The organism is Streptomyces sp. NPDC003379, from assembly GCF_053589195.1.
Map to the genome: position 1 here is coordinate 164,584 of NZ_JBSFRK010000017.1, position 19,727 is coordinate 184,310.

19 protein-coding genes are annotated in these 19,727 nt (G+C 71.6%); 7 read left to right on the forward strand and 12 right to left on the reverse strand.

Translation table 11 applies throughout. The features are described 5' to 3' along the window. Positions 1 to 74 precede the first annotated feature (74 nt). The 5 genes from mmuM to ACWDVB_RS19285 are packed head-to-tail and all read right to left on the reverse strand — an operon-like array spanning position 75 to position 6,738. On the reverse strand, positions 75 to 983 hold the full coding sequence (gene mmuM, locus ACWDVB_RS19265) for a homocysteine S-methyltransferase (protein WP_451513690.1): 909 nt from the start codon (positions 981 to 983) through the stop codon (positions 75 to 77). Further along, a complete protein-coding gene (locus tag ACWDVB_RS19270) occupies positions 980 to 3,031 on the reverse strand; it encodes an ABC transporter ATP-binding protein (protein WP_451513689.1) in 2,052 nt (683 codons plus the stop codon). Before ACWDVB_RS19270 ends, mmuM begins: the two co-directional genes overlap by 4 nt. A 16-nt stretch (positions 3,032 to 3,047) precedes the next feature. Continuing rightward, the gene (locus ACWDVB_RS19275; RefSeq protein ID WP_451513688.1) at positions 3,048 to 3,953 is read right to left on the reverse strand and encodes an ABC transporter permease; all 906 of its coding nucleotides are present in this window, start codon (positions 3,951 to 3,953) and stop codon (positions 3,048 to 3,050) included. Further along, positions 3,950 to 4,900, reverse strand: coding sequence for an ABC transporter permease (locus ACWDVB_RS19280; RefSeq protein WP_451513687.1), 951 nt, complete (start codon positions 4,898 to 4,900; stop codon positions 3,950 to 3,952). Before ACWDVB_RS19280 ends, ACWDVB_RS19275 begins: the two co-directional genes overlap by 4 nt. Then, complete coding sequence (locus ACWDVB_RS19285) at positions 4,897 to 6,738, reverse strand: peptide ABC transporter substrate-binding protein (protein ID WP_451513686.1); 1,842 nt, start codon at positions 6,736 to 6,738, stop codon at positions 4,897 to 4,899. The genes ACWDVB_RS19280 and ACWDVB_RS19285 overlap by 4 nt, the downstream gene beginning before the upstream one ends. Before the next feature lie 207 nt (positions 6,739 to 6,945). On the opposite strand from ACWDVB_RS19285, the gene ACWDVB_RS19290 reads away from it, so the two are divergent. The 4 genes from ACWDVB_RS19290 (at position 6,946) to ACWDVB_RS19305 (ending at position 11,029) form a co-directional block, all read left to right on the forward strand. Next, a complete protein-coding gene (locus ACWDVB_RS19290) occupies positions 6,946 to 8,136 on the forward strand; it encodes an ROK family protein (RefSeq protein ID WP_451513685.1) in 1,191 nt (396 codons plus the stop codon). Further along, on the forward strand, positions 8,133 to 9,707 hold the full coding sequence (locus tag ACWDVB_RS19295; RefSeq protein ID WP_451513684.1) for a M81 family metallopeptidase: 1,575 nt from the start codon (positions 8,133 to 8,135) through the stop codon (positions 9,705 to 9,707). The genes ACWDVB_RS19290 and ACWDVB_RS19295 overlap by 4 nt, the downstream gene beginning before the upstream one ends. A 95-nt stretch (positions 9,708 to 9,802) precedes the next feature. After that, positions 9,803 to 10,624, forward strand: a complete 822-nt coding sequence (locus tag ACWDVB_RS19300; RefSeq protein ID WP_451513683.1) for a transporter substrate-binding domain-containing protein — start codon at positions 9,803 to 9,805, stop codon at positions 10,622 to 10,624. 81 nt (positions 10,625 to 10,705) lie between these two features. Further along, positions 10,706 to 11,029, forward strand: coding sequence for a DUF6479 family protein (locus ACWDVB_RS19305; protein WP_451513682.1), 324 nt, complete (start codon positions 10,706 to 10,708; stop codon positions 11,027 to 11,029). A gap of 92 nt (positions 11,030 to 11,121) precedes the next feature. On the opposite strand, the gene ACWDVB_RS19310 is transcribed toward ACWDVB_RS19305, so the two are convergent. After that, positions 11,122 to 11,358, reverse strand: a complete 237-nt coding sequence (locus ACWDVB_RS19310) for a WhiB family transcriptional regulator (protein WP_451513681.1) — start codon at positions 11,356 to 11,358, stop codon at positions 11,122 to 11,124. 81 nt (positions 11,359 to 11,439) lie between these two features. On the opposite strand from ACWDVB_RS19310, the gene ACWDVB_RS19315 reads away from it, so the two are divergent. Then, positions 11,440 to 11,823 carry a VOC family protein gene (locus ACWDVB_RS19315; protein ID WP_451513680.1) on the forward strand — a complete coding sequence of 128 codons (384 nt, stop codon included), beginning with the start codon at positions 11,440 to 11,442 and terminating at the stop codon, positions 11,821 to 11,823. A gap of 60 nt (positions 11,824 to 11,883) precedes the next feature. Here ACWDVB_RS19315 and ACWDVB_RS19320 read toward each other — a convergent pair whose 3' ends face one another. Further along, positions 11,884 to 12,963 carry an NADH:flavin oxidoreductase/NADH oxidase gene (locus tag ACWDVB_RS19320; protein ID WP_451513679.1) on the reverse strand — a complete coding sequence of 360 codons (1,080 nt, stop codon included), beginning with the start codon at positions 12,961 to 12,963 and terminating at the stop codon, positions 11,884 to 11,886. A gap of 146 nt (positions 12,964 to 13,109) precedes the next feature. Here ACWDVB_RS19320 and ACWDVB_RS19325 point away from each other — a divergent pair, with 146 nt between their 5' ends. Further along, complete coding sequence (locus ACWDVB_RS19325) at positions 13,110 to 13,469, forward strand: ArsR/SmtB family transcription factor (RefSeq protein WP_451513678.1); 360 nt, start codon at positions 13,110 to 13,112, stop codon at positions 13,467 to 13,469. Positions 13,470 to 13,550: 81 nt separating this feature from the next. Here ACWDVB_RS19325 and ACWDVB_RS19330 read toward each other — a convergent pair whose 3' ends face one another. Both ACWDVB_RS19330 and ACWDVB_RS19335 read right to left on the reverse strand, forming a co-directional pair. Next, a complete protein-coding gene (locus ACWDVB_RS19330; protein WP_451513677.1) occupies positions 13,551 to 14,912 on the reverse strand; it encodes an FAD-dependent oxidoreductase in 1,362 nt (453 codons plus the stop codon). 116 nt (positions 14,913 to 15,028) lie between these two features. After that, positions 15,029 to 15,739, reverse strand: coding sequence for a DUF305 domain-containing protein (locus tag ACWDVB_RS19335; protein WP_451513676.1), 711 nt, complete (start codon positions 15,737 to 15,739; stop codon positions 15,029 to 15,031). Between the two features lie 175 nt (positions 15,740 to 15,914). Here ACWDVB_RS19335 and ACWDVB_RS19340 point away from each other — a divergent pair, with 175 nt between their 5' ends. Then, positions 15,915 to 17,417 carry an LVIVD repeat-containing protein gene (locus tag ACWDVB_RS19340; protein WP_451513675.1) on the forward strand — a complete coding sequence of 501 codons (1,503 nt, stop codon included), beginning with the start codon at positions 15,915 to 15,917 and terminating at the stop codon, positions 17,415 to 17,417. Here ACWDVB_RS19340 and ACWDVB_RS19345 read toward each other — a convergent pair. From ACWDVB_RS19345 to ACWDVB_RS19355, 3 genes are all read right to left on the reverse strand, one after another. Next, positions 17,405 to 18,073, reverse strand: a complete 669-nt coding sequence (locus ACWDVB_RS19345) for a TetR/AcrR family transcriptional regulator (protein ID WP_451513674.1) — start codon at positions 18,071 to 18,073, stop codon at positions 17,405 to 17,407. The genes ACWDVB_RS19340 and ACWDVB_RS19345 overlap by 13 nt on opposite strands. A gap of 184 nt (positions 18,074 to 18,257) precedes the next feature. After that, a complete protein-coding gene (locus ACWDVB_RS19350; RefSeq protein ID WP_451513673.1) occupies positions 18,258 to 18,953 on the reverse strand; it encodes an HAD family hydrolase in 696 nt (231 codons plus the stop codon). A 33-nt stretch (positions 18,954 to 18,986) separates the two neighbouring features. Beyond that, entirely contained in the window at positions 18,987 to 19,673 is a 687-nt protein-coding gene (locus ACWDVB_RS19355) for a phosphatase PAP2 family protein (protein WP_451513672.1), read from the reverse strand. Positions 19,674 to 19,727 lie beyond the last annotated feature (54 nt).

A 19,727-nucleotide genomic window follows, 5' to 3' on the forward strand; every position in this document is an offset into this window, starting at 1 on the left:
GTATCCGTCAGTCTGCACCCCACCACTGACAGTCACCCTCCGGTGCGGGCGTTCCCGCAGGTCGACGCCGTTCCTCACCCCGTCGACCGCCCCTGCGACGACAGCTCCCGCGCCACCTCCGAGATAGCCGCGGGGCCCACCCGGCAGCACCCGCCCACCAGCCGCGCCCCCGCCGCCCGCCACCCGGCCACTTGACCGGCCGCGAACCGAGCGGGCCCGCGCCAGGCCCGGGCCCCGGCGTCCCACGTCTCCCCGCTGTTGGGATAGACGACCACGGGCTTGCCGGTGACGCGCGCGGCCAGCGCGACCGCCGCGTCGGCGTCGCGCGGATCGCAGCAGTTCACACCGACCGCGATCACCTCCTCCGCGTCGGCGGCGAGCGCGAAGGCCTCGGCGAGGGGCTGTCCCGCGCGCGTGCGATCGCCCTCGACGCTGTACGACAGCCAGGCGGGCACTCCGAGGCCGCGCACCGCACGCAGCAGCGCCCGCGCCTCGTCGGTGTCGGGGACCGTCTCCAGGGCGAGCACGTCCGGTTCCGCCGCGGCGAGGGTCTCCAGGCGGGGCCGGTGGAAGCGCTCAAGGTCGTCCACGGTGAGTCCGTACCGCCCCCGGTACTCGGAGCCGTCGGCGAGCATCGCGCCGTACGGTCCCGCCGACGCGGCCACCCACACCGCGTGGCCGAGCCCGGCACCGGCGCGCCGCGCCAACTCCACGCCGAGGCGCAGCAGCTCGGAGGTTCGGCGTGCGTCGATGCCGTGCCGCGCGAAACCTTCGTACGTCGCCTGATAGCTGGCGGTGATGGCGACCTCGGCGCCCGCCTCGTAGTACGCGCGGTGGGCGGCTTCGATCGCCGCGGGCTCGTCGGCGAGCAGCCGCGCCGACCACAGGGCGTCGCTCAGGTCGTGCCCGGCGGCCTCCAACTGGTTGGAGAGGCCGCCGTCGAGCACGACCGGGCGACGGGCGAGGACATCGACGAGATTCACACGGCCGACGCTAGCCGAGGCGAGGCCGGCGGGAAGTGACAGGCCACTTGGTGTCCCTCCCCGTTCGGTGTGCTCACCGGAGGTTCGGTCGTGGCGCACACGTCCTGCGCGAGGGGGCAGCGGGTGCGGAAGCGGCAGCCCGAGGGGGGCTTCGCCGCGGACGGGGTCTCGCCCTTCAGGGGCGTGTGCCGCATGCCGGACGCGGCGTCGGGATCGGGCAGGTTCACCGTGTCGAGCAGGCCGCGCGTATAGGGGTGCAGGGGACGCTCGTACACCTCCTCGGCCGGACCCGACTCCACCAGTTTGCCGAGGTACATCACGCCGACCGTGTCCGCCAGGTGCCGTACGACGGCCAGGTCGTGCGAGATGAACAGATAGGTCAGGCCCCGCTCGCGCTGGAGCTTCCGCATCAGGTTCAGGATCTGCGCCTGTACCGACACGTCGAGCGCGGACACCGGCTCGTCGGTGACCACCAGATCGGGGGAGAGCGTCAACGCCCGTGCGAGGCCGAGGCGCTGGCGCTGTCCGCCGGAGAACTCGTGCGGGTAGCGGTGCACGGCGCCGCGCGGCAGGCCGACGGCGTCGAGCAGCTCGGCGACCAGTTCCTGCTGTTCGGCGCGGCTGCCGACGCCCTGGATGACCAGGGGTTCGCGCAGGATCTCGCCGACCCGCATCCGGGGGTCCATCGCGGCGGTGGAGTCCTGGAACATCAGCTGGACGCGCCGCCGGTGCGCGCGCCGCTCTCCCCGTGACATCCGCGTCGGATCGGCGCCCTCGAACCGCACCGCCCCGCCGGTCGGCTCCTCCAGGCCCGCGACGATCCGCCCGAGCGTGGTCTTGCCGCAGCCGGACTCGCCGACCAAGCCGAACGTCTCGCCCTTGCGGACGGTGAGCGACACCCCGCCGACCGCGCTGACGGTGCCGCGGCCGCGCGAGAACGGTCCGCCTTTCAGCGGGAACTCCTTGACGAGCGCGTCCAGTTCGAGGAGTACGTCGCCGGGCGCGGCGGCCGGCGGGGCGGGCGCCGGGATCACCACTTCCGCCTCGGACGCGGCCTCGTCCGGGGCGGGCACCGGGTGGAAGCACGCGAACCGGTGTTCCGCGCCCCGCACCTCGTCGTCCACGAGCGGCGGCTCCTCGGCGCGGCACTCGTCGGTGGCGAAGGTGCAGCGCGGTGCGAAGCGACAGCCGGTGGGGCGTGCCGCGAGGTTCGGCGGCAGGCCCGGGATGGTGTGCAGTTCGGTGCCGGTACCGGCCGCCCGTTCGGGCAGCGCGGCGAACAGGGCCTCGGTGTAGCGGTGGCGCGGGCGCGTGAAGAGGTCGCGTACGTCGGACTCCTCGGCGACCTTGCCCGCGTACATCACCGCGACCCGGTCCACGCGGTCGGCGATGACGCCCAGGTCGTGGGTGACGAGGATCATCGCCATGCCGAGGCGGGAGCGCAGATCGTCGACGAGTTCCAGGATCTGGGCCTGCGTCGTCACGTCCAGGGCCGTGGTCGGCTCGTCCGCGATGAGCAACTTCGGCTCGCAGACCAGGGCCATGGCGATCGCCACGCGCTGGCGCATGCCGCCGGACAGCTGGTGCGGGTAGGCCCTCATGCGCTCGGCGGGCTGCCCCATGCCGACCAGGCGCAGCATCTCCTGGGCGCGCGCCCGCGCCTCCTTCCTGCCGATGCCGGGCCGGTGCAGGAGCAGCGGCTCCGCCACCTGCGCGCCGATCGTCATCGTCGGGTTGAGAGAGGTGAGCGGGTCCTGGAAGACCATGCCGATGGCGTCCCCCCGTACGTCCTGAAGGGCGGGCGCGGGAGCGGTCGCGAGGTCCTGGCCGTCGAAGAGGACGCGTCCGCCGGTGATCCTGCCGCCGGGCGGCAGCAGGCCGAGGACGCTGAGCGCGGTCATCGTCTTGCCGCAGCCGGACTCGCCGACGATGCCCAGGGCCTCACCGGGGGCGAGGGTCAGACAGACGCCGTCGAGGGCGTGGACGGTGCGTTCTCGCGAGGCGATGTCGACGCGCAGGTCGTCGAGGGTGAGCAGGGGCTCGGTCATCTTTTTCGGTACTCCCTTACTTCCGCAGCCGCACTTCGAACGCGTCCCGCAGCCCGTCGCCGATGAAGTTGAACGCGGCGACGACCAGCACGATCGCGATGCCCGGCGGGAAGATCAGCCACCAGTAGCCGTTCTGGGTGTAGGTGATGCCGGAGGACAGCATCGAGCCCCAGTCGGCCGAGGGCGGCGGGATGCTCAGGCCGAGGAAGGCGAGGTAGCTGACGTAGAGGATCGCGTCGGCGATCTGGAACGTGCAGTTGACGATGACCGTGCCGATGGCGTTCGGCACGATGTGCTTGAAGACGGCCCGGGTGCCGCTGCCGCCCATCATCCGCATGGCCTGGACGTACTCGCGGTCGCGCAGCGACAGCGCCTCGCCGCGTACCAGGCGGGCGGGGGAGAGCCAGGCGACCGACGCGATGATCACGATGAGGACGCCCTTGCTGGGCGTGATGATCGCGGCGACCACGACGAGCAGGAACATCGCGGGGATGGCGAGCGCCGCGTCGGTCACGCGCATCATCGTGGCGTCGACCCAGCCGCCGAGGTATCCGGCGATCGCGCCGTAGACGGTGCCGAAGAGGGTCGCCAACAGGCCCGCCGCCAGGCCGATTTCGAGGGACGTACGGCCGGCCGCCATCAGGCGGCCGATCATGTCGTAGCCGAGGTCGGTGGTGCCGAGGAGGTGGCCGGGGCTGCCGGGCGGGAGGTTGGCCCGGGACAGGTCGGTGTGGATCTGCTCGGTGGGGTACAGGAGCGGGCCGAGGTAGCTGAACGCCAGCAGCAGGGCGAGTACGACCACGCCCGTGAGGGCGAGTCTGTTGCCGGTGAAGACCCGTAGGGTGCGGCGGGCCAGCGAGGGGGTGGCCCGCGCCGCTTCCTCGTGACCGGGGGCGGTGACAGGGGCGACCGTGGTGCTCATGCCACGCTCCGTATCCGGGGGTCGAGGACGGCGTAGAGGATGTCGGTGAGCAGGGAGCCGACGACGGTGGCGACGCCGACGACGAGTGTCACGCCGAGCAGGACGGGGAAGTCGGAGCCCTGCGCCGCGTTCCAGAACAGCAGGCCCATGCCGGGGTAGTTGAACATCGACTCGACGACGAGGGCGCCGCTGAAGAGCGTCGGCAGGTAGAGGCCGAGGAGCGTCGCGAGCGGGATGAGGGCGTTGCGCAGGACGTGCCTGACCATGATCCGGCGGCTCGACTGGCCCTTGGCCATGGCGGTACGGACGTACTCCTCGGTGAGGTTGTCCAGGACCGCCGAGCGCATGTAGCGGCTGAACATGGCGACGATGCCGAAGGCCATGGTGACGACCGGCAGGACAAGGCCGCTGAAGTCGCCGAGGAGTTCGCCGACCGTCTCGCCCTGTGGCGCCTCCGCCGGGAAGACCGGTATGACCTGCGCGAACAGGATGATCATGATGAGGCCGAGGAAGAACACCGGCGTCGCGTACAGCAGGAAGGCGAGGCCCGTCAGCGCGTAGTCCGACGCCTTGCCGCGCCGCACGGCCTGCAGCAGGCCGAGCGGGACCGCGATGACGACCGCGAGCGCGGTGGACAGGACGGTGAGGAGCAGCGTCTTCGGCAGGCGCTGCCTCAGCAGGTCGAGGACGGGCGAGTTGAGCTTGAAGGACTCGCCGAGGTCGCCCGTGAGGAGCCGCTTCAGGTACATCGCGTACTGCGTCGGCAGCGAACGGTCGTACCCCTGCCGGTGGTTGAAGTGGTCGATCTGCTGCGGTGTGCCTTTGGGGCCGAGGATGGCGCGCGCGGGGCCGCCCGGCAGGAGGTGCAGGAGCACGAAGACGATGACCGACACCAGGAAGAGGACGACGACCGCCTGGAGGGAGCGCTTGACCAGAAAGCCGGTCACTTCTCGGCTCCCTTCTTCTTGACGTAGTACCAGTGCTGGGGCGCGAAGGTGACGGTCGGGTTCTGCGAGACGCCGCGCAGGTCGTTGCGGATCACGGAGACCTGGTACGCCGGGTTGGGCATCCACATCACGGGCAGCTGCTCGGCGAGGTACTCGCCGTACTGGTGCACGGCCTTCATGTCGGGGGAGTACTGCACGGCCCGGATGACGCGGTCGGCCTTCTCGTCGCTGTAGTTGCCGAAGTTGGCGGAGGCGCCCGTCGAGAAGAGCTGTTCGCCGCTGGGGTTGAGCGGGTAGTACCAGCTGCCGGCCGTCCCGAAGAAGGACATGTCCCAGTCGCAGCCGGGGTCCTTCGCCGCGCACGGGACGGAGTTGCCGAGGACCGAGTTCAGCGGCTGCTGGCGCACGGTCAGGTCGATCCCGGCCTTGGACAGCGAGGACTTCAGCTCCTGCATCATGTTCGTCGTCTCGGTCGAGCCGGACTGGGAGAGCAGGGTCAGCTCCAGCGGGGCGTCCTTCTCGATGCCCTCGCCGCACTGGTTCGCGCCCGCCCCGGGGCGTACGCAGCGGGCCGTGCCGTCCTTGGTCCGCCAGCCGTGCGCGGTGAGCAGGCGCCGGGCCTTCTCCACGTCGTACGGATACCGGTTCTTCTCCATCGCCCTGGACAGGTACTGGCTCTTCGGCGTCACCGGCACCGGGCCGAGCGTCGGTGTCGCGCCGCCCTGCCAGATGACGTCGCTCATCGCCTTCTGGTCGACGAGGTACTGCATGGCCCGGCGGATGTAGAGCCGGCTCATCAGCGGGCCGCCGCGTGTGGAGTTGAAGTTGTAGACGATGTACGTCGCCGCCCAGCCCTCCCATGGATCGACGCGGTAGCCCTTGCCCTCGAACCTCTCCTTCTGGGCCATCACCGAGGGCGGGATGTAGCCGTAGTCGACGCCGCCCGAACGCAGCACGTTGTACTCGGAGTCGGCCGTCGTGAACGGCTTGAAGACCACCTTGTCCAGGTGCGGGCGCTCCGACTTCGGACCGGTGAACTTCTCGTTCGGCACGATCGTGACCTGTCCGCTGTCCCGCCAACCCGCCAGCTTCCACGGGCCGTTGACGGTCTTCCACAGCGGGTCGGTGCCGTACGAGCCGAGGCTCTTCGCATGCCGGGTCAGCCGGGCGAAGACCGCCTTGGCGCCTTCGGCCGTGCGGTCCCAGTCGCCGATCCTCCCGCCGTCGGTCCTGGCGTCCCAGGCGTGCTGGGGCAGTGCCCGCAGCAGAGTGAGCTGGTTGGCGGTGAACCAGTCGGGGTTGTACGCGCGCGTCAGGTGCAGCCGCACCGTGTGGTCGTCGAGCGTCTCGAACCGCTTGACGTTGTCCGGCATCGTACCGACCGAGTAGCTGCCCCACTCCGCCTTGTTGGCCTTGACCAGGCGAAACCAGAACTCCAGATCGCGCGCGGTGACCGGCTTCCCGTCGGACCACCGCACGCCCTCGCGCAGCGGCACCGTCACCGTCTTGTTGCCGTCGCTGTACGCCGGCGCCAGACCCAGCGTGCCGGGGCCGTGCGTGGTCAGCTCCCCCTCCGCCTTGTCCTGCACGGCGTCGTACACCGGCATGAACAGCAGGGAGTTGATGCCGTAGTTGTACGAGGCGCCGTAGCCGGGCGCGCCGATCGGGAAGATCCAGTTGGGCGTGGCGGCCGGCGGGAGCGCCATGGTCGCCGTGCCGCCCTCGACGGGAGTGCCGCCGGTGGGGCCCATGTCGATGCGGCCGCCCTCGCGGACGCAGCCGGTGAGGACCACCGCGAGGACGAGCAGGGCTGGCGCCGCGGACCTGAGTGAGCGCATGGCGATGGGCCTCCAAGGGGTGCGGGGCCGGCCCCGGTGCCGGAGAACGACGGGGCGGCGCCCGAACGCTAGGCCGCAGCTGAAAAACAAGTCAATAGCTTGGTTCGGCAAGGGTCCGGAAAGTCGGCAAGGCTGGCCAACTTCCTTTGCAGCGACCTATTGTTCATGTCGTTCTCGAACGAAGACTTCGAAGTAACTGGGGGCGCTATGGCCGGAACACCACTCGGCGAACCAGGGTCGGCGCAGCACATCGTCCACCTGGTCTCCTCGGGGGCGGCCACCTCCCGGGCCGACCTCGTACGCGAACTGGGCCTCGCCCCCTCGACGGTGTCCCTGCGGGTACAGGAACTGGTCGACGCCGGACTCCTCAGCGAGTCCGGCGAGGGCGCCTCCCGCGGCGGCCGCAGGCCGCGGCTGCTGCGGGTCGCCGCGCACGGCGGCGTCGCGGTCGCCGCGGACCTCGGCAGCCACCACGCGCGGCTCGGTGTGGTCGACCTCGGCGGCACGGTGCGGGACGCCGTCGATCTGCCGCACGACATCACCGCGGGCCCCGAATCGGCGGTCGACTGGCTCTGCGGCCAGGTCGACCGCCTCGTCGCCCGCCAGCACGGAGAGGGCCGTACGGTGTGTGCGTTCGGGGTCGCGTTCCCCGGCCCCGTGCAGCCCGCCACGGGCCGCGTCCTGAGCCCGTCCCGCATGCCCGGCTGGCACCGCCACCCGCTGCGCGACGTTCTCGCCGAGCGGCTCGGCATCCCCGTCACCGTCGACAACGACGCCACGATGATGGCCGTCGGCGAACACCGCGTCGCACGGCCCGGCCTTGACCACCTCGTCGTCGTCAAGGCCGGGCGCGGCATCGGCAGCGGCATCATCTCCGCCGGACGCCCGCACGACGGCGCCAACGGCAGCGCGGGCGACATCAGCCACGTCCGCGTCGACGCCGCCGGCGACCGCCCGTGCAGCTGCGGCAACATCGGCTGCCTGGAGACCGTGGCCAGCGGCGCGGCCCTCATCCGCGAACTCGCCCGCCAGGGCGTCGAGGTCACCGACACCAGCGACCTGCTGCGCCTCGTCGCGGACGGCGACCCGCAGGCCACCACTCTCGTGCGCACCGCCGGACGGCACATCGGCACGGTCCTGTCCGTCGTCGTCAACTTCTTCAACCCGCAGGCCGTGGCGCTCGGCGGCGTTCTCGCGACCGCGGAACCCCTGGTCGCCGCCGTGCGCGGCGTGCTCTACGAGCGCTGCCTGCCCCTCGCGACGGCCGATCTGGAGATCACCACCACCGTCACGGGCGTCGACGCGGGCCTCCTCGGCGCGGGCCTCACCGCCCTGCGCCGCCACCTCCCCACCACTGCGGCCGCCCCCGCACCCCAGGAAGAGAGCGCACCCGCATGACCCCCACCGCGCACCACCGCCGCCTGCGCATCGGCATCGGCGGCATCGGCATCGAGTCCTCCACGTTCTGCCCGCACCGCTCCACCACGGACGACTTCCGTCAGACGCGCGGCCAGGACCTCCTCGACCGCTACACGTGGACGCGCCCCGACTCCGGCCTCGCCGCCACCGTCGCATGGGTGCCGCTGCTGCACGCCACCTCGCTGCCCGGCGGACCGGTGGAAGCGGAGTCGTATCTGAGGCTCAAGGACGAACTGGTCACGCGCATAAGGGAAGCGGGGCCGCTCGACGGCCTCGTGTACGACATCCACGGCGCGATGAGCGTCGTCGGCCTGAGCGACGCCGAGGCCGACCTCACCGAAGCGGTGCGCGCCGCCCTCGACTCCGTCGGCACCCCGGACGGCACCGGCCGCCCGATGATCTCCACCGCGATGGACCTGCACGGCAACGTCTCACGCCGCTTCGCCGAGCCGGTCGACCTGCTCACCGCCCACCGCCTCGCCCCGCACGAGGACGCCTGGGAGACCCGCGAGCGCGCCGCCCGCAACCTCGTACGGTGCCTCCTCGACGGCACCCGGCCGCACCGCGCCTGGGTACAGGTCCCGGTGCTGCTGCCCGGCGAGAAGACCAGCACCCGCCTGGAGCCCGCCAAGTCCCTCTACGCCTCGCTCGCCGACATCGAGAAGCTGCCCGGCATCCTCGACGCCGCGCTGTGGGTCGGCTACGCCTGGGCCGACGAGCCGCGCTGCAAGGCCGCCGTCGTCGTGACCGGCGACGACGCCGAACTCGCCGCGGCCGAGGCCGAGAAGCTCGCCCGCCGCTACTGGGACGCGCGCCGCGACTTCGCCTTCGTCGGCCCGACGGGCAGCGCGGAGGAGTGCGTCGAGCGGGCCGTGGCCTCGGACAGGCGGCCCTTCCTGATCAGCGACTCGGGCGACAACCCGACGGCTGGCGGCGCGGGCGACCTCGCGTACATGCTGGGCAAGCTCCTCGACCATGACGCGATCCGCTCCGGCGAGGTCACCGCGGTCCACCCCGGCATCACCGACCCGGTCGCCGTCGCCCGCTGCTTCGAGGCGGGCGTGGGCGCGGAGGTGACGCTGAGCGTCGGCGGCAAGGTCGACGCCCACCACGGCGGACCGTACGAACTGTCCGGCACGGTCGTCGCGTTGCAGCGCGCCGCCGACCGGAAGGACCGCGCCGAGGGCGGCGCCTACGACCGCGGGGTGGACATGGCGGCCGTGCGCACCGGCGGCCTCACCGTGATCCTCGTCGAGCGCCGCAAGCCGTTCCACACCCTGGCCGACTTCATGGGCCCGTGGGACGGCGGCCTCGGCATCGACCCTCGTACGTACGACATCGTGGCCGTGAAGATCGGCTATCTGGAGCCGGAGCTGTACGACATGGCGGCGGACTGGCTGCTCGCTCTCACGCCGGGCGGCGTCGACCAGGATCTGCCGCGCCTGGGGCATCACCGGGTGGAGCGGCCGCTGTATCCGTTCGACGAGGACGCGTACGACGTCGGGGCGCCCGACCTGACCCCGGTACGGCTGGCCCCGCTCGCTTGGTGAGAAAGGGGTTCACCGGCGGGAACCGGTCTGCGAAGGTGATCGAGCCTGGTCGAAGGTGATCCCGTCGAGCCGCCCGTAGCGCAGAGGAGCCCCCCGTGAAGCGTGCCGCCACTCTGTCCGCCCTCGTCTGCCTGCTGGCCGTCACCGCCGCCGCGCCCGCCTCGCCCGACGCGGGCGCGGGCGCGCGCCCGGACCGCCACCAGGGCAGCCTCCTGGACTCCGTGCCGAGGAAGGGCGTACTGAAGGTCTGCACGACCGGCGACTACGCCCCCTTCACGAAGCTGGACCCGGCCGACAGGACATACAGCGGCGTGGACATCAAGATGGCGCGCGACCTCGCGAAGAGCCTGGAAGCCAAGCCGAAGTTCGTGGCGACGACCTGGGCGAACCTCACCAAGGACGTCGCCGCGCGCCGCTGCGACATCGGTGTCGGTGGTGTCTCGATCACGCTGCCGCGCGCCCGCCACGTCTACTTCAGCGAGCCCACCCGCGAGGACGGCAAGACGCCGATCGTGCGCTGCGCGGACAAGGACCGGTTCGGCGCGGGAGCGCTGACGGACATCGACAGGCCGGGCACGAAGGTCATCGTCAATCCCGGCGGGACCAACGAGGAGTTCGCGCGCGCGAACATCAAGCGGGCGACGATCGCACTCCACCCGGAGAACACGACCATCTTCCAGGAGATCATCGACGGCCGGGCGGACGTGATGATGACGGACGCGAGCGAGACGCTCTACCAGTCGAAGGTCCACCCCGAACTCTGCTCGCTCCATCCCGACAAGCCCTTCACCTTTTCGGAGAAGGCGTACGCGATGCCGCGCGGGGATGGGGAGTTCAAGGCGTACGTCGACCAGTTCGTGCACCTCGCGACGCACGACGGGACGTACGTGGCGTACGAGGCCGAGTGGATGAAGTGACTGAGCCGATGCGGCGACGGACCGGGCCGGATGCGGTGAGCGAGCCGGTGTCCGCCGCCGGGTCGCGGGTACTCGGCACCCATGACTGGCCTCAAGACCGACCTCAGTGTGGAACACCTCGCCGCCTCGGCGCCGCTGGGCGGACTCCTGCCGTTCCTGGTGGGAGTGGCCATCGCCGCCCTGCTGGTCTGGGCCGTGTGGTTCGGGGTCCGGGTCCGCGACAGGGAGCAGCTGCCGCCCCGCCCCCAGGACCAGCCGCAACCGCCCCCCGGCGGCCCGGTCGGGCACGTCGAGGAGGTGCGGGAGCCGGACGAAGTCCCCAGGGGGCAGGGCAGGTTGACCCCGCACCGTCTGAAGGGCTCGGGCAATGTCGCGTCCAGGCGCGGGGCGCGTCGGCCGCGCTGACGACGCACGTGGGCCGCGCTGACGACGCACGTGGGCCGCGTTGACGACGCACGTCGGCCGCGCTGACGAAGGCGCAGGCCCGCCCGAACCGTTCAGGGGTGCAGCGTTCTCCTGTTCAGCGCCGCACGCTCCTCCTCGCAGGTGCCGCCCCACACGCCGGACGCCTGCCCGGTGCTGAGAGCCCAGGCCAGGCACTCCCCGCGCACCGGGCAGCGGGCGCAGATCTGCTTGGCGGCGTCGAGATCTCTTATCGCGGGTCCTGTAGTGCCGACGGGAAAGAACAGGTCGGGGTCCTCATCGGCGCAGGCGGCCCTGTGCAACCACTCCATGGTCGCGCGGGTGCCCCTGGCCGGTGGGCGGAAACGCCGCACGCCCCGTTTGGCGGCATGGGCGCGGGGGACCCGGACGCCATGACCGTTCACAAGAACACCGTTCTCGTACTGGACTGTTCGCAGCCGGAGCAGCTGGCCGAGTTCTACGCCGGACTGCTCGGCGCGGAGATCCAGTTGAGCAAGGACCCCGACTACGTAGAGGTGACCAACGAGAACGGGGTCTGCCTCGCCGTGCACAGGGAGCGCGACTACATCCCGCCGAGCTGGCCCCGCCCCGAGGACTCGCAGCAGGCACACCTGCGGATCATGGTGGCCCGGTACGACATGGACGAGGCGGAGCGCGAGGCGGTCGGCCTCGGGGCGCGCCCGGTGGACACGAAGAACAACAGTGGCCCGCGCGACACGCGCACGTACGCGGACCCGGCCGGTCACTCCTTCACGATGGCGGCCATTCCCGAGTGAGCGAGTGAAGTGAGTGAAGCGAGTGAACCGGGCGTCGGACCAGTGGTGTGCTGCTCCTGCTCAGACCGACCGGTGGTACTGGTCCGGCACATGCACCTCGGCGCCGAGCTCGCGCCCCGCGCGCCGCGCCCACGACGGGTCGCGCAGCAGCTCCCGGCCCAGCAGGACCGCGTCCGCCTCGCCGTTGGCGATGATCTTCTCGGCCTGCGCCACCTCGGTGATGAGGCCGACCGCGGCGACCGCCAGCTCCGTCTCGGCCTTCACCCGAGCGGCGAACGGCACTTGGTAGCCGGGCTCGACCGGGATGCGGACGCCCGCGGCGTTGCCGCCCGTGGACACGTCGAGCAGGTCGACGCCGTGCTCCTTGAGCGCGGTGGCGAAGCGCACGGTGTCGTCGGCCGTCCAGCCCGCCTCCTGAAGCCAGTCGGTGGCGGAGATGCGGAAGAACAGCGGCTTGTCCTTGGGCCACACGGCCCGTACGGCGTCGACCACTTCGAGCGCGAACCGCGTGCGGTTCTCGTACGAACCGCCGTACGCGTCGGTGCGCTTGTTGCTGTGCGGGGAGAGGAACTCGCCGACCAGGTAACCGTGCGCGCCGTGGATCTCGGCGACCTCGAAGCCCGCGTCCAGCGAGCGCCGCGCGGCGTCGGCGAACTGCGTGACGATCTCGCGGATCTCCTCGACGGTCAGCTCCGTCGGGACGGGGTGACGCTCGTCGAAGGCGACGGGGCTGGGTCCGACGGGCTGCCAGCCGTACTCCTCCGGGCCGACCGGGGCGCCGCCCTTCCAGGGACGGCCGGTGGACGCCTTGCGCCCGGCGTGCCCGATCTGGATGCCGGGGACGGTGCCCTGGCTCTTGAGGAACGCCGTCGTCCGGCGGAACGCCTCGACCTGCGTGTCGTTCCAGATGCCCAGGTCGTACGGGCTGATGCGGCCCTCGGGGCTGACGGCGGTGGCCTCGACGATGATCAGGCCCGTGCCGCCGGCGGCGCGCGCCGCGTAGTGCGCGAAGTGCCAGTCCCGCGGAACACCCGCCTCGGGTCCCTCCGGCAGCGCCGAGTACTGGCACATCGGGGGCATCCAGACCCGGTTCGGGATCGTCAGCGATCGCAGGGTGTACGGCTCGAACAGGGCGCTCACGGCGGACTCCATTCCTCGCGGCTGGTGGACTGCTCGTACGATAGACCTCGTAGTACGGTGAATGTCAAACTACGATGGACCTCGTACAATGACGCAAGGGAACACCGGCACTGGCGCCAGGGAACACCGGACGAAGTGGAGCCGTCATGACGACCGCCGCAGCGAGCAGCAGGACGCTGGCCCACCCCGAGCCCGGGGACATCCGGCTCGAAGCGGTGCTGCACGCCCTCGCCGACCCCATGCGGATGCGGGTGGTCCGGGATCTCGCCCGGGAGGAGGGGGCCGAGCTGTCCTGCTCGTACTTCGCCCTGCCCGTCACCAAATCGACGAGCACGCACCACTTCCGGGTGCTGCGCGAGAGCGGCGTGATCCGGCAGATCTACCGCGGCACGGCCAAGCTGAGCGTGCTGCGCCGCGACGACCTGGACGCGCTCTTTCCCGGTCTGCTCGACAGCGTCCTCGCCGCGGCCGCCCTCCAGGCCGACCGGCTCGGCGCCGACGGCTGATCGGCCACCGACGGCTGACCCGACCGCCGAGCGGCGGGCTCCGCGCAAGCCGGGCCCTGTGCGCAAGCCGGGCCCAGTGGGCTACCGCCCCTGCGCCGCCCGTCGCAGCCCCGCCCAGTCCGGGATCTTCACCACGCCCCGCCCGAGCGACCGCCCGAGCTCCGCCTCCGCCCGCTCGATCGCCAGCCACCCCGGCCACTCCACAGGGCGCAGGCCGGCCGCGCGCAGCCCCGTCAGCGGATCCTCCGGAACGTCCTTCCGTACGAGGTCGGGGGCGTCGTCGAGCAGCGACTGCACCGTCTCCTTGGCGCACGGGCGATTCGTGCCGATGACACCGGTCGGACCCCGCTTGATCCACCCGGCGACGTACTCTCCCGGTGACGGCGCCCCGTCGCGCAGCACCCGCCCCGCGGCGTGCGGCACCGTGCCCCGGTCGGCGTCGAACGGCAGCCCTTCGAGCGGCACCCCGCGGTAGCCGACCGAGCGCAGGACCAGCTGCGCCGGGATGTCCTCGTACCGCCCCGAACCGGTCACCCCGCCCCGGCCGTCCGGCAGCGTCCGCTCGAACCGTGCCCCGGCGACGCGGCCCGTCGCCCCGGCCGTCAGGGCCACCGGCCGCAGGAAGAAGCGCAGCCGGATCCGCCGGGGCAGTCCCCGCGCGGGGCGCTCGGCCCAGCCGCGCAGCACCTCGACGTTGCGGCGGTTCGCGGCGGGCAGCCCCGACGGGTCGGCGTACGCGGGATCCAGCGCCAACTCCTCCGGGTCGACGAGGATTTCCGTGTCCGGGAGCGAGCCGAGCTCCCGCAGCTCCTTGGTGGTGAACCGGGCCTGGGACGGCCCGCGCCGCCCGACCATGTGCACCTCACGCACCCGACTCCCCGCGAGGACGCCGAGCGCCGCGTCCGGCATGTCGGTGGGCAGCAGCTCGGTGACCCCGCGGGCCAGGATGCGGGCGACGTCCACCGCGACGTTCCCCACGCCGATGACGACGGCCGACTCCACGCCCCGTACGAAACCGTCCTGCTGGAAGCCGTCCGTCAGGACGTCCGGATGCGCGCTGTACCAGGAGACGAACTCGGTCGCCGAGTGGCTGCCCGGCAGATCCTCGCCGGGCACCCCGAGCCTGCGGTCCGCCGCCGCGCCGACGCAGTAGACCACCGCGTGGTACAGGCCGAGGAGCCGCTCCGGAGGCAGGGTGCCCGGACCGATCTCGACGGCGCCGAGAAAGCGCACGCGGTCGTGTTCCAGGACCGTGCGCAGATTGTTCTGCAGGGACTTGATCTTCTCGTGGTCCGGCGCGACGCCGTAGCGCACGAGGCCGTAGGGGCAGGGGAGCCGGTCGAGGACATCGACCCGCACCCCCGGCACCCGCTCCTGCTGGACCAGGGACTGCGCGGCGTACACCCCGCTGGGGCCCGAACCGACGACGGCGACCTGCAGCACGGTGGTGCTCCCTCCGCGAGGCGACCCCGGGACGGTTTCAGGATCGCACTCGTGGTGCCCGCTGTCAGGAGCGTGTGCCGTGGCACCCGCAGTCCACCGTCCTTCGGTCGCGGGGGTCAGTCCATCTCGCGCATCCGGCTGATCTCGCTCGACTGCTGTGCCACGACGTCGTTCGCCATCTCCTCGACCTGGATGTTGTTGCCCTCGGCCAGCACGTCCGTGGCCATCGTGACCGCCCCGCTGTGGTGCGTGATCATCAGTTTCAGGAAGAGCTGGTCGAACGCCTTGCCCTGCGCGGCGCGCAACTGCTTGAGCTGCGCGTCCGTGGCCATCCCGGGCATCGTCGCGTGGTCGTGCCCGCTCCCGTTTCCGTTCCCCTTTCCGTTCCCCTGCGCGGTGCCGTGTCCGGTGTCCTCGCGCGGGCCGCCGTGGCTCTTCAGCCAGCGCTTCATGGCGCCGATCTCCGGTGCCTGCGCGGCGCTGATGCGGGAGGCGAGCCGCTTGACCTTCCCCGACCCGGCCCGCTTCGGGGCGAGTTCGGTCATCGTCAGCGCCTGGCCGTGGTGCGTGATCATCATCTGCGTGTAGGTGAAGTCCGCCGAGTTGGGGGTGTCGTCGTCGACTCTCCTCTCCGCCGCCTCCTTCGCCGACATCGTCTCCGCGGTCTCGCCCGGTCTGCCGGGGGCGATCACCGAGGGGCCCGGCGACGCCTCGCGTCCGGCGTCGGACTTCGAGCCCCCGCCCGCGCCGGAGTCACAGCCCCCGAGCGCGAGAACGGCGGTGGTGACGAGCGCGGTGACGGCGGACGTACGGCGGTTGAGCAGCACAGCGACCTCCTTGGCACGCGGGCGGGTTGGGCTCCGTACTAGCACGAGGGCGCGTGTCCGTGACCGAAGAGTTTCGTGACGAGTGCGTCGCCCTCTGTTGATCTGTGCATGACGAGCACGATACTGCGGGTGTCCGTGAACGGTTCGACTGTGAACGGCGACAAGGGAGGACGCAGTGACCCTGTTGAACAAATCCCGAACTCGACGCAGACGCCTGGGAGCCGGCGCCGCGGCGGCCGGACTCCTCGCCGCGCTGCTCACCGCGGCGCCCGCGGGAGCCACGCCCGACCCCGGTGACTCTCCCGCCGCCCCGAAGAGCGTCTCCAAGAGCGACGCCGCGAAAGCGCGCGAGGCCATCGAGCGCGGCGAGATCCCCGCGCCGGGCGAGGTGGTCCACTCGGCCAACATCGAGCACGTGGCCAACATCCCCAAGGACGCACTGCCCGGCACGAACACGGACATCGCCTTCCAGGGGAAGTACGCGTTCGCGGGCAACTACGACGGCTTCCGCATCTTCGACATCAGCAGGCCGGAGCAGCCCCGGACGGTCTCGCAGGTCCTGTGCCCGGGCGGGCAGAACGACATCTCCGTCTCGGGGAACCTGCTCTTCCTGTCCACCGACTCCTCGCGCAGCGACAACTCCTGCAACAGCACCTCGCAGCCCGCGACGGAGAAGTCCTCCTGGGAGGGCATGAAGATCTTCGACATCAGCGACAAGGCGAACCCCAGGTACGTCTCGGCCGTCGAGACCGCCTGCGGCTCCCACACGCACACGCTGGTGCCGGAGCGTCGCGACGTCTACGTGTACGTCTCCTCGTACTCGCCGAGCGCGTCGTTCCCCGACTGCCGGCCGCCGCACGACGGGATCTCGATCATCAAGGTGCCGCGCAAGGCCCCGCAGCAGGCCGCGGTCATCGACTTCCCCGTGCTCTTCCCCGGTGAGGGCCCCGACGGCGGCGGCAACCCGGGCGGTCCCACCAACCCGGGCGTCTCCAAGACCACCGGCTGCCACGACCTCACCGTGCTGCCCTCCGAGGATCTCGCCGCGGGCGCGTGCATGGGCGACGGCATCCTCTTCTCCATCAAGGACCCGGAGAAGCCGAGGGTCATCGACCAGGTGCAGGACAACGAGAACTTCGCGTTCTGGCACTCGGCGACCTTCAACCAGAAGGCCGACAAGGTCGTCTTCACCGACGAGCTCGGCGGCGGCTCCGGCGCCACCTGCGACGAGGCCACCGGGCCCAAGCGCGGTGCCAACGGCATCTACGACATCAAGGGCAAGGGCGACAAGCGCAAGCTCGTCTTCAAGAGCTACTTCAAGATCCCGCGCCACCAGGCCACCACCGAGAACTGCGTGGCCCACAACGGCTCGCTGATCCCCGTCAAGGGCAAGGACCTCATGGTCCAGGCCTGGTACCAGGGCGGCGTCTCCGTCTGGGACTTCACCGACTCGACCAGGCCCAAGGAGATCGGGTACTTCGAGCGCGGCCCGCACACCACCGACAAGCTCACGACGGCCGGTTCGTGGTCGGCGTACTACTACAACGGCCGGGTCTACTCCAACGACATCGCCAAGGGCCTCGACGTCCTGAAGATCAACGACAAGCGGACCCGGCCGGCGCAGTGGGTCCGGATGAGCGAACTCAACGTCCAGACGCAGCCCGACTACTTCGACTGAGGCGACCAAGGCGCCCGAGGCACACGGAACGACAGCGTTGAGGGTGTCCCGTCGGGCGGCGTGCCGCTCGGCGGGACACCGAGCTTCCAGTCCAGGCCGTACCGCTCGAACAGCTCGGCCCGCAGCGTCGTGAGCGGCATCGGCGCACCCGGAATGAGCAGGGCGAACACCGCCCCCATCAGGAGTGCGCGCAGCAGCGGATAGTCCTTGCCGACGTCACCCGACCCGTACCGCACGACGGTGTCGCGCAGCAGCTCGGCGAGGCGCTGCTGCTCTGGGCACTGCACGAAGCCCTCCGCCTGAAGGATCCCCGCCATGTGCGTGCGCATGAGCAGCGGCTCGTCGCGGGCCAGGCCCAGGATCGCGTCGATGGCCCGCGCGAGGCGCTCCTCACCGTCCTCCGTGCCCGGCTCCCGCTCCAGGGCGGCCTCCAGGGTGCGGTGCATCAGACGGTGCACGGCGGACTGCAGGAGCTGGCGCTTTCCGGGGAAGTAGTACGACACCAGACCGCGGGCCGCGCCCGCCCGGTCGGCGATGTCGCCGAGCTTCGTGGCCTCGTAGCCGCGCTCGCCGACCAGCTCCACCGTGGCCTGCAGCAGCCGCTCGCGGGAACGCCTGCGCAGCTCTTCATTGACCGATGGGCTACGCGGGGACATTCTGTAACTCCTGCGTTGACTGGCTCTGAGCCAATATACTCAGCGCGTGCCGTAACGGGGCCTTCATGAGGTTCCGCACCGGCCGGACCGGCCTGGGGCAGGCAACACCGCGGGGGAGTGTTGCCTGCTCACAGGTGGTTCGGGCCGGGCCGTGCCGGGTGACGGCGGCTGACGGTTCACCGCGTCACCCGATCAGGCCGAGCACCGGTCGCAGGGCCTCAGGGCGCCGCTCGGCCGGCAGATGGTCGACGAAGTGCAGCTCGCAGCCCAGATCCGCCGCGCCGCCGTCGGCCCGCCGGTCGTCGCCGACCATCAGGGCGTCGCGGGGATCGACGCCCAGCGCGTCGCACGCCACCGCGAACAGGCGCGTGTCGGGCTTCTGGATGCCGTGCTCGTACGACAGCACGTACGCGTCGATGTACGGGTCGAGCCCGTGCGCGCGGAAGACGGGCCGCAGATCCCACCCGATGTTGCTGACCACCGCGACCTTGACGCCCCGCTCGCGCAGCCCCGCGAGCACCTCCTGAGCGTCCCCGTACGGACGCCACGCCTCCGGGGCCATGTGCCGCTCGTACAACGCGTCGTACAGCCGCGGATCGGGCAGCGGCACCTCCCGGGCGGCCCCCGTGTACGCGGCGCGGTGCTGCTCGGCGCTCCGGTCGCGGTTCGCCCACAGCTCGGCGAGGTGCTCGGGCACGGCCACCGGGTAGGCCCCGCCGGGCAACGCCCCCGCCCGCTCCAGGTCCGCCGCCTGCCGCGCCAGCTCCCCGTCGGTGAAGGGCACTTTGAGCCCGTCGGCCACGGCGCGCAGCCAGGCATCGGTCGGCTCGATGCGGAACAGGGTCCCGGAGAAGTCGAAGAGCACGCCCTTGATCGTCATGGGCAGGATCCTCCGGGAGCGGCCGACGAGCGGTCAAGTGCCCCTCGGGTCACGCCGGCCCGGCCCGTACGCGTACGTCGCGACGGCCAGCGCCACCGTCAGGCCGCCGAGCAGCCAGCCGCCGACGACGTCCGTGGGCCAGTGGACGCCGAGCCAGACACGGGTCACACCGACGCCGGCCACGGAGAGCACGGCGAGGGCCACGGCGGCGCGCCACAGCGTGGGGCCCGGCCCGTGCAGGCGCAGCAGCCACAGGAGCAGCCCGCAGACCACGGCCGCCGTCATCGCGTGGCCCGAGGGGAACGCCGCGTAGTGCGCGGAGTCCACCGGGTCCGGCCACACCGGCCGTGGGCGGTCCACCGCCGCCTTGAGCGACTGCTGCACGGCGGAGGCGACCAGGCAGGTCCCCGCGAGCCAGAGCGCGAGCCACCGCGCGCCGCGCACCGCGAGCCAGACCACCGTCACCGCGCACAACGCGCGCATCGTCCATGGGTCCCACACCCAGTCGGTGAGGATCCGGCTCGCCCGCGTGACGTCCGGGTCGGCCACCGCCCAGCGGTGCGTGGTGCGCGCGATGTCGCCGTCGAGCGACATCAGCGGGCTCCACTCCAGCTCCACCAGGAGCAGCAGCAGGACGGACGGCACGCAGAACAGCGCGGCGGCGAGCGCCGCCCGGTGGGCGGGCGGACGGGGCGGGGAGTCCAGTGGTGCGGGGTGCATGGGGAGATCCTCGCCGACGGGGTGGGGTGGGGGCCATCCCGGTGCACGGCCGCC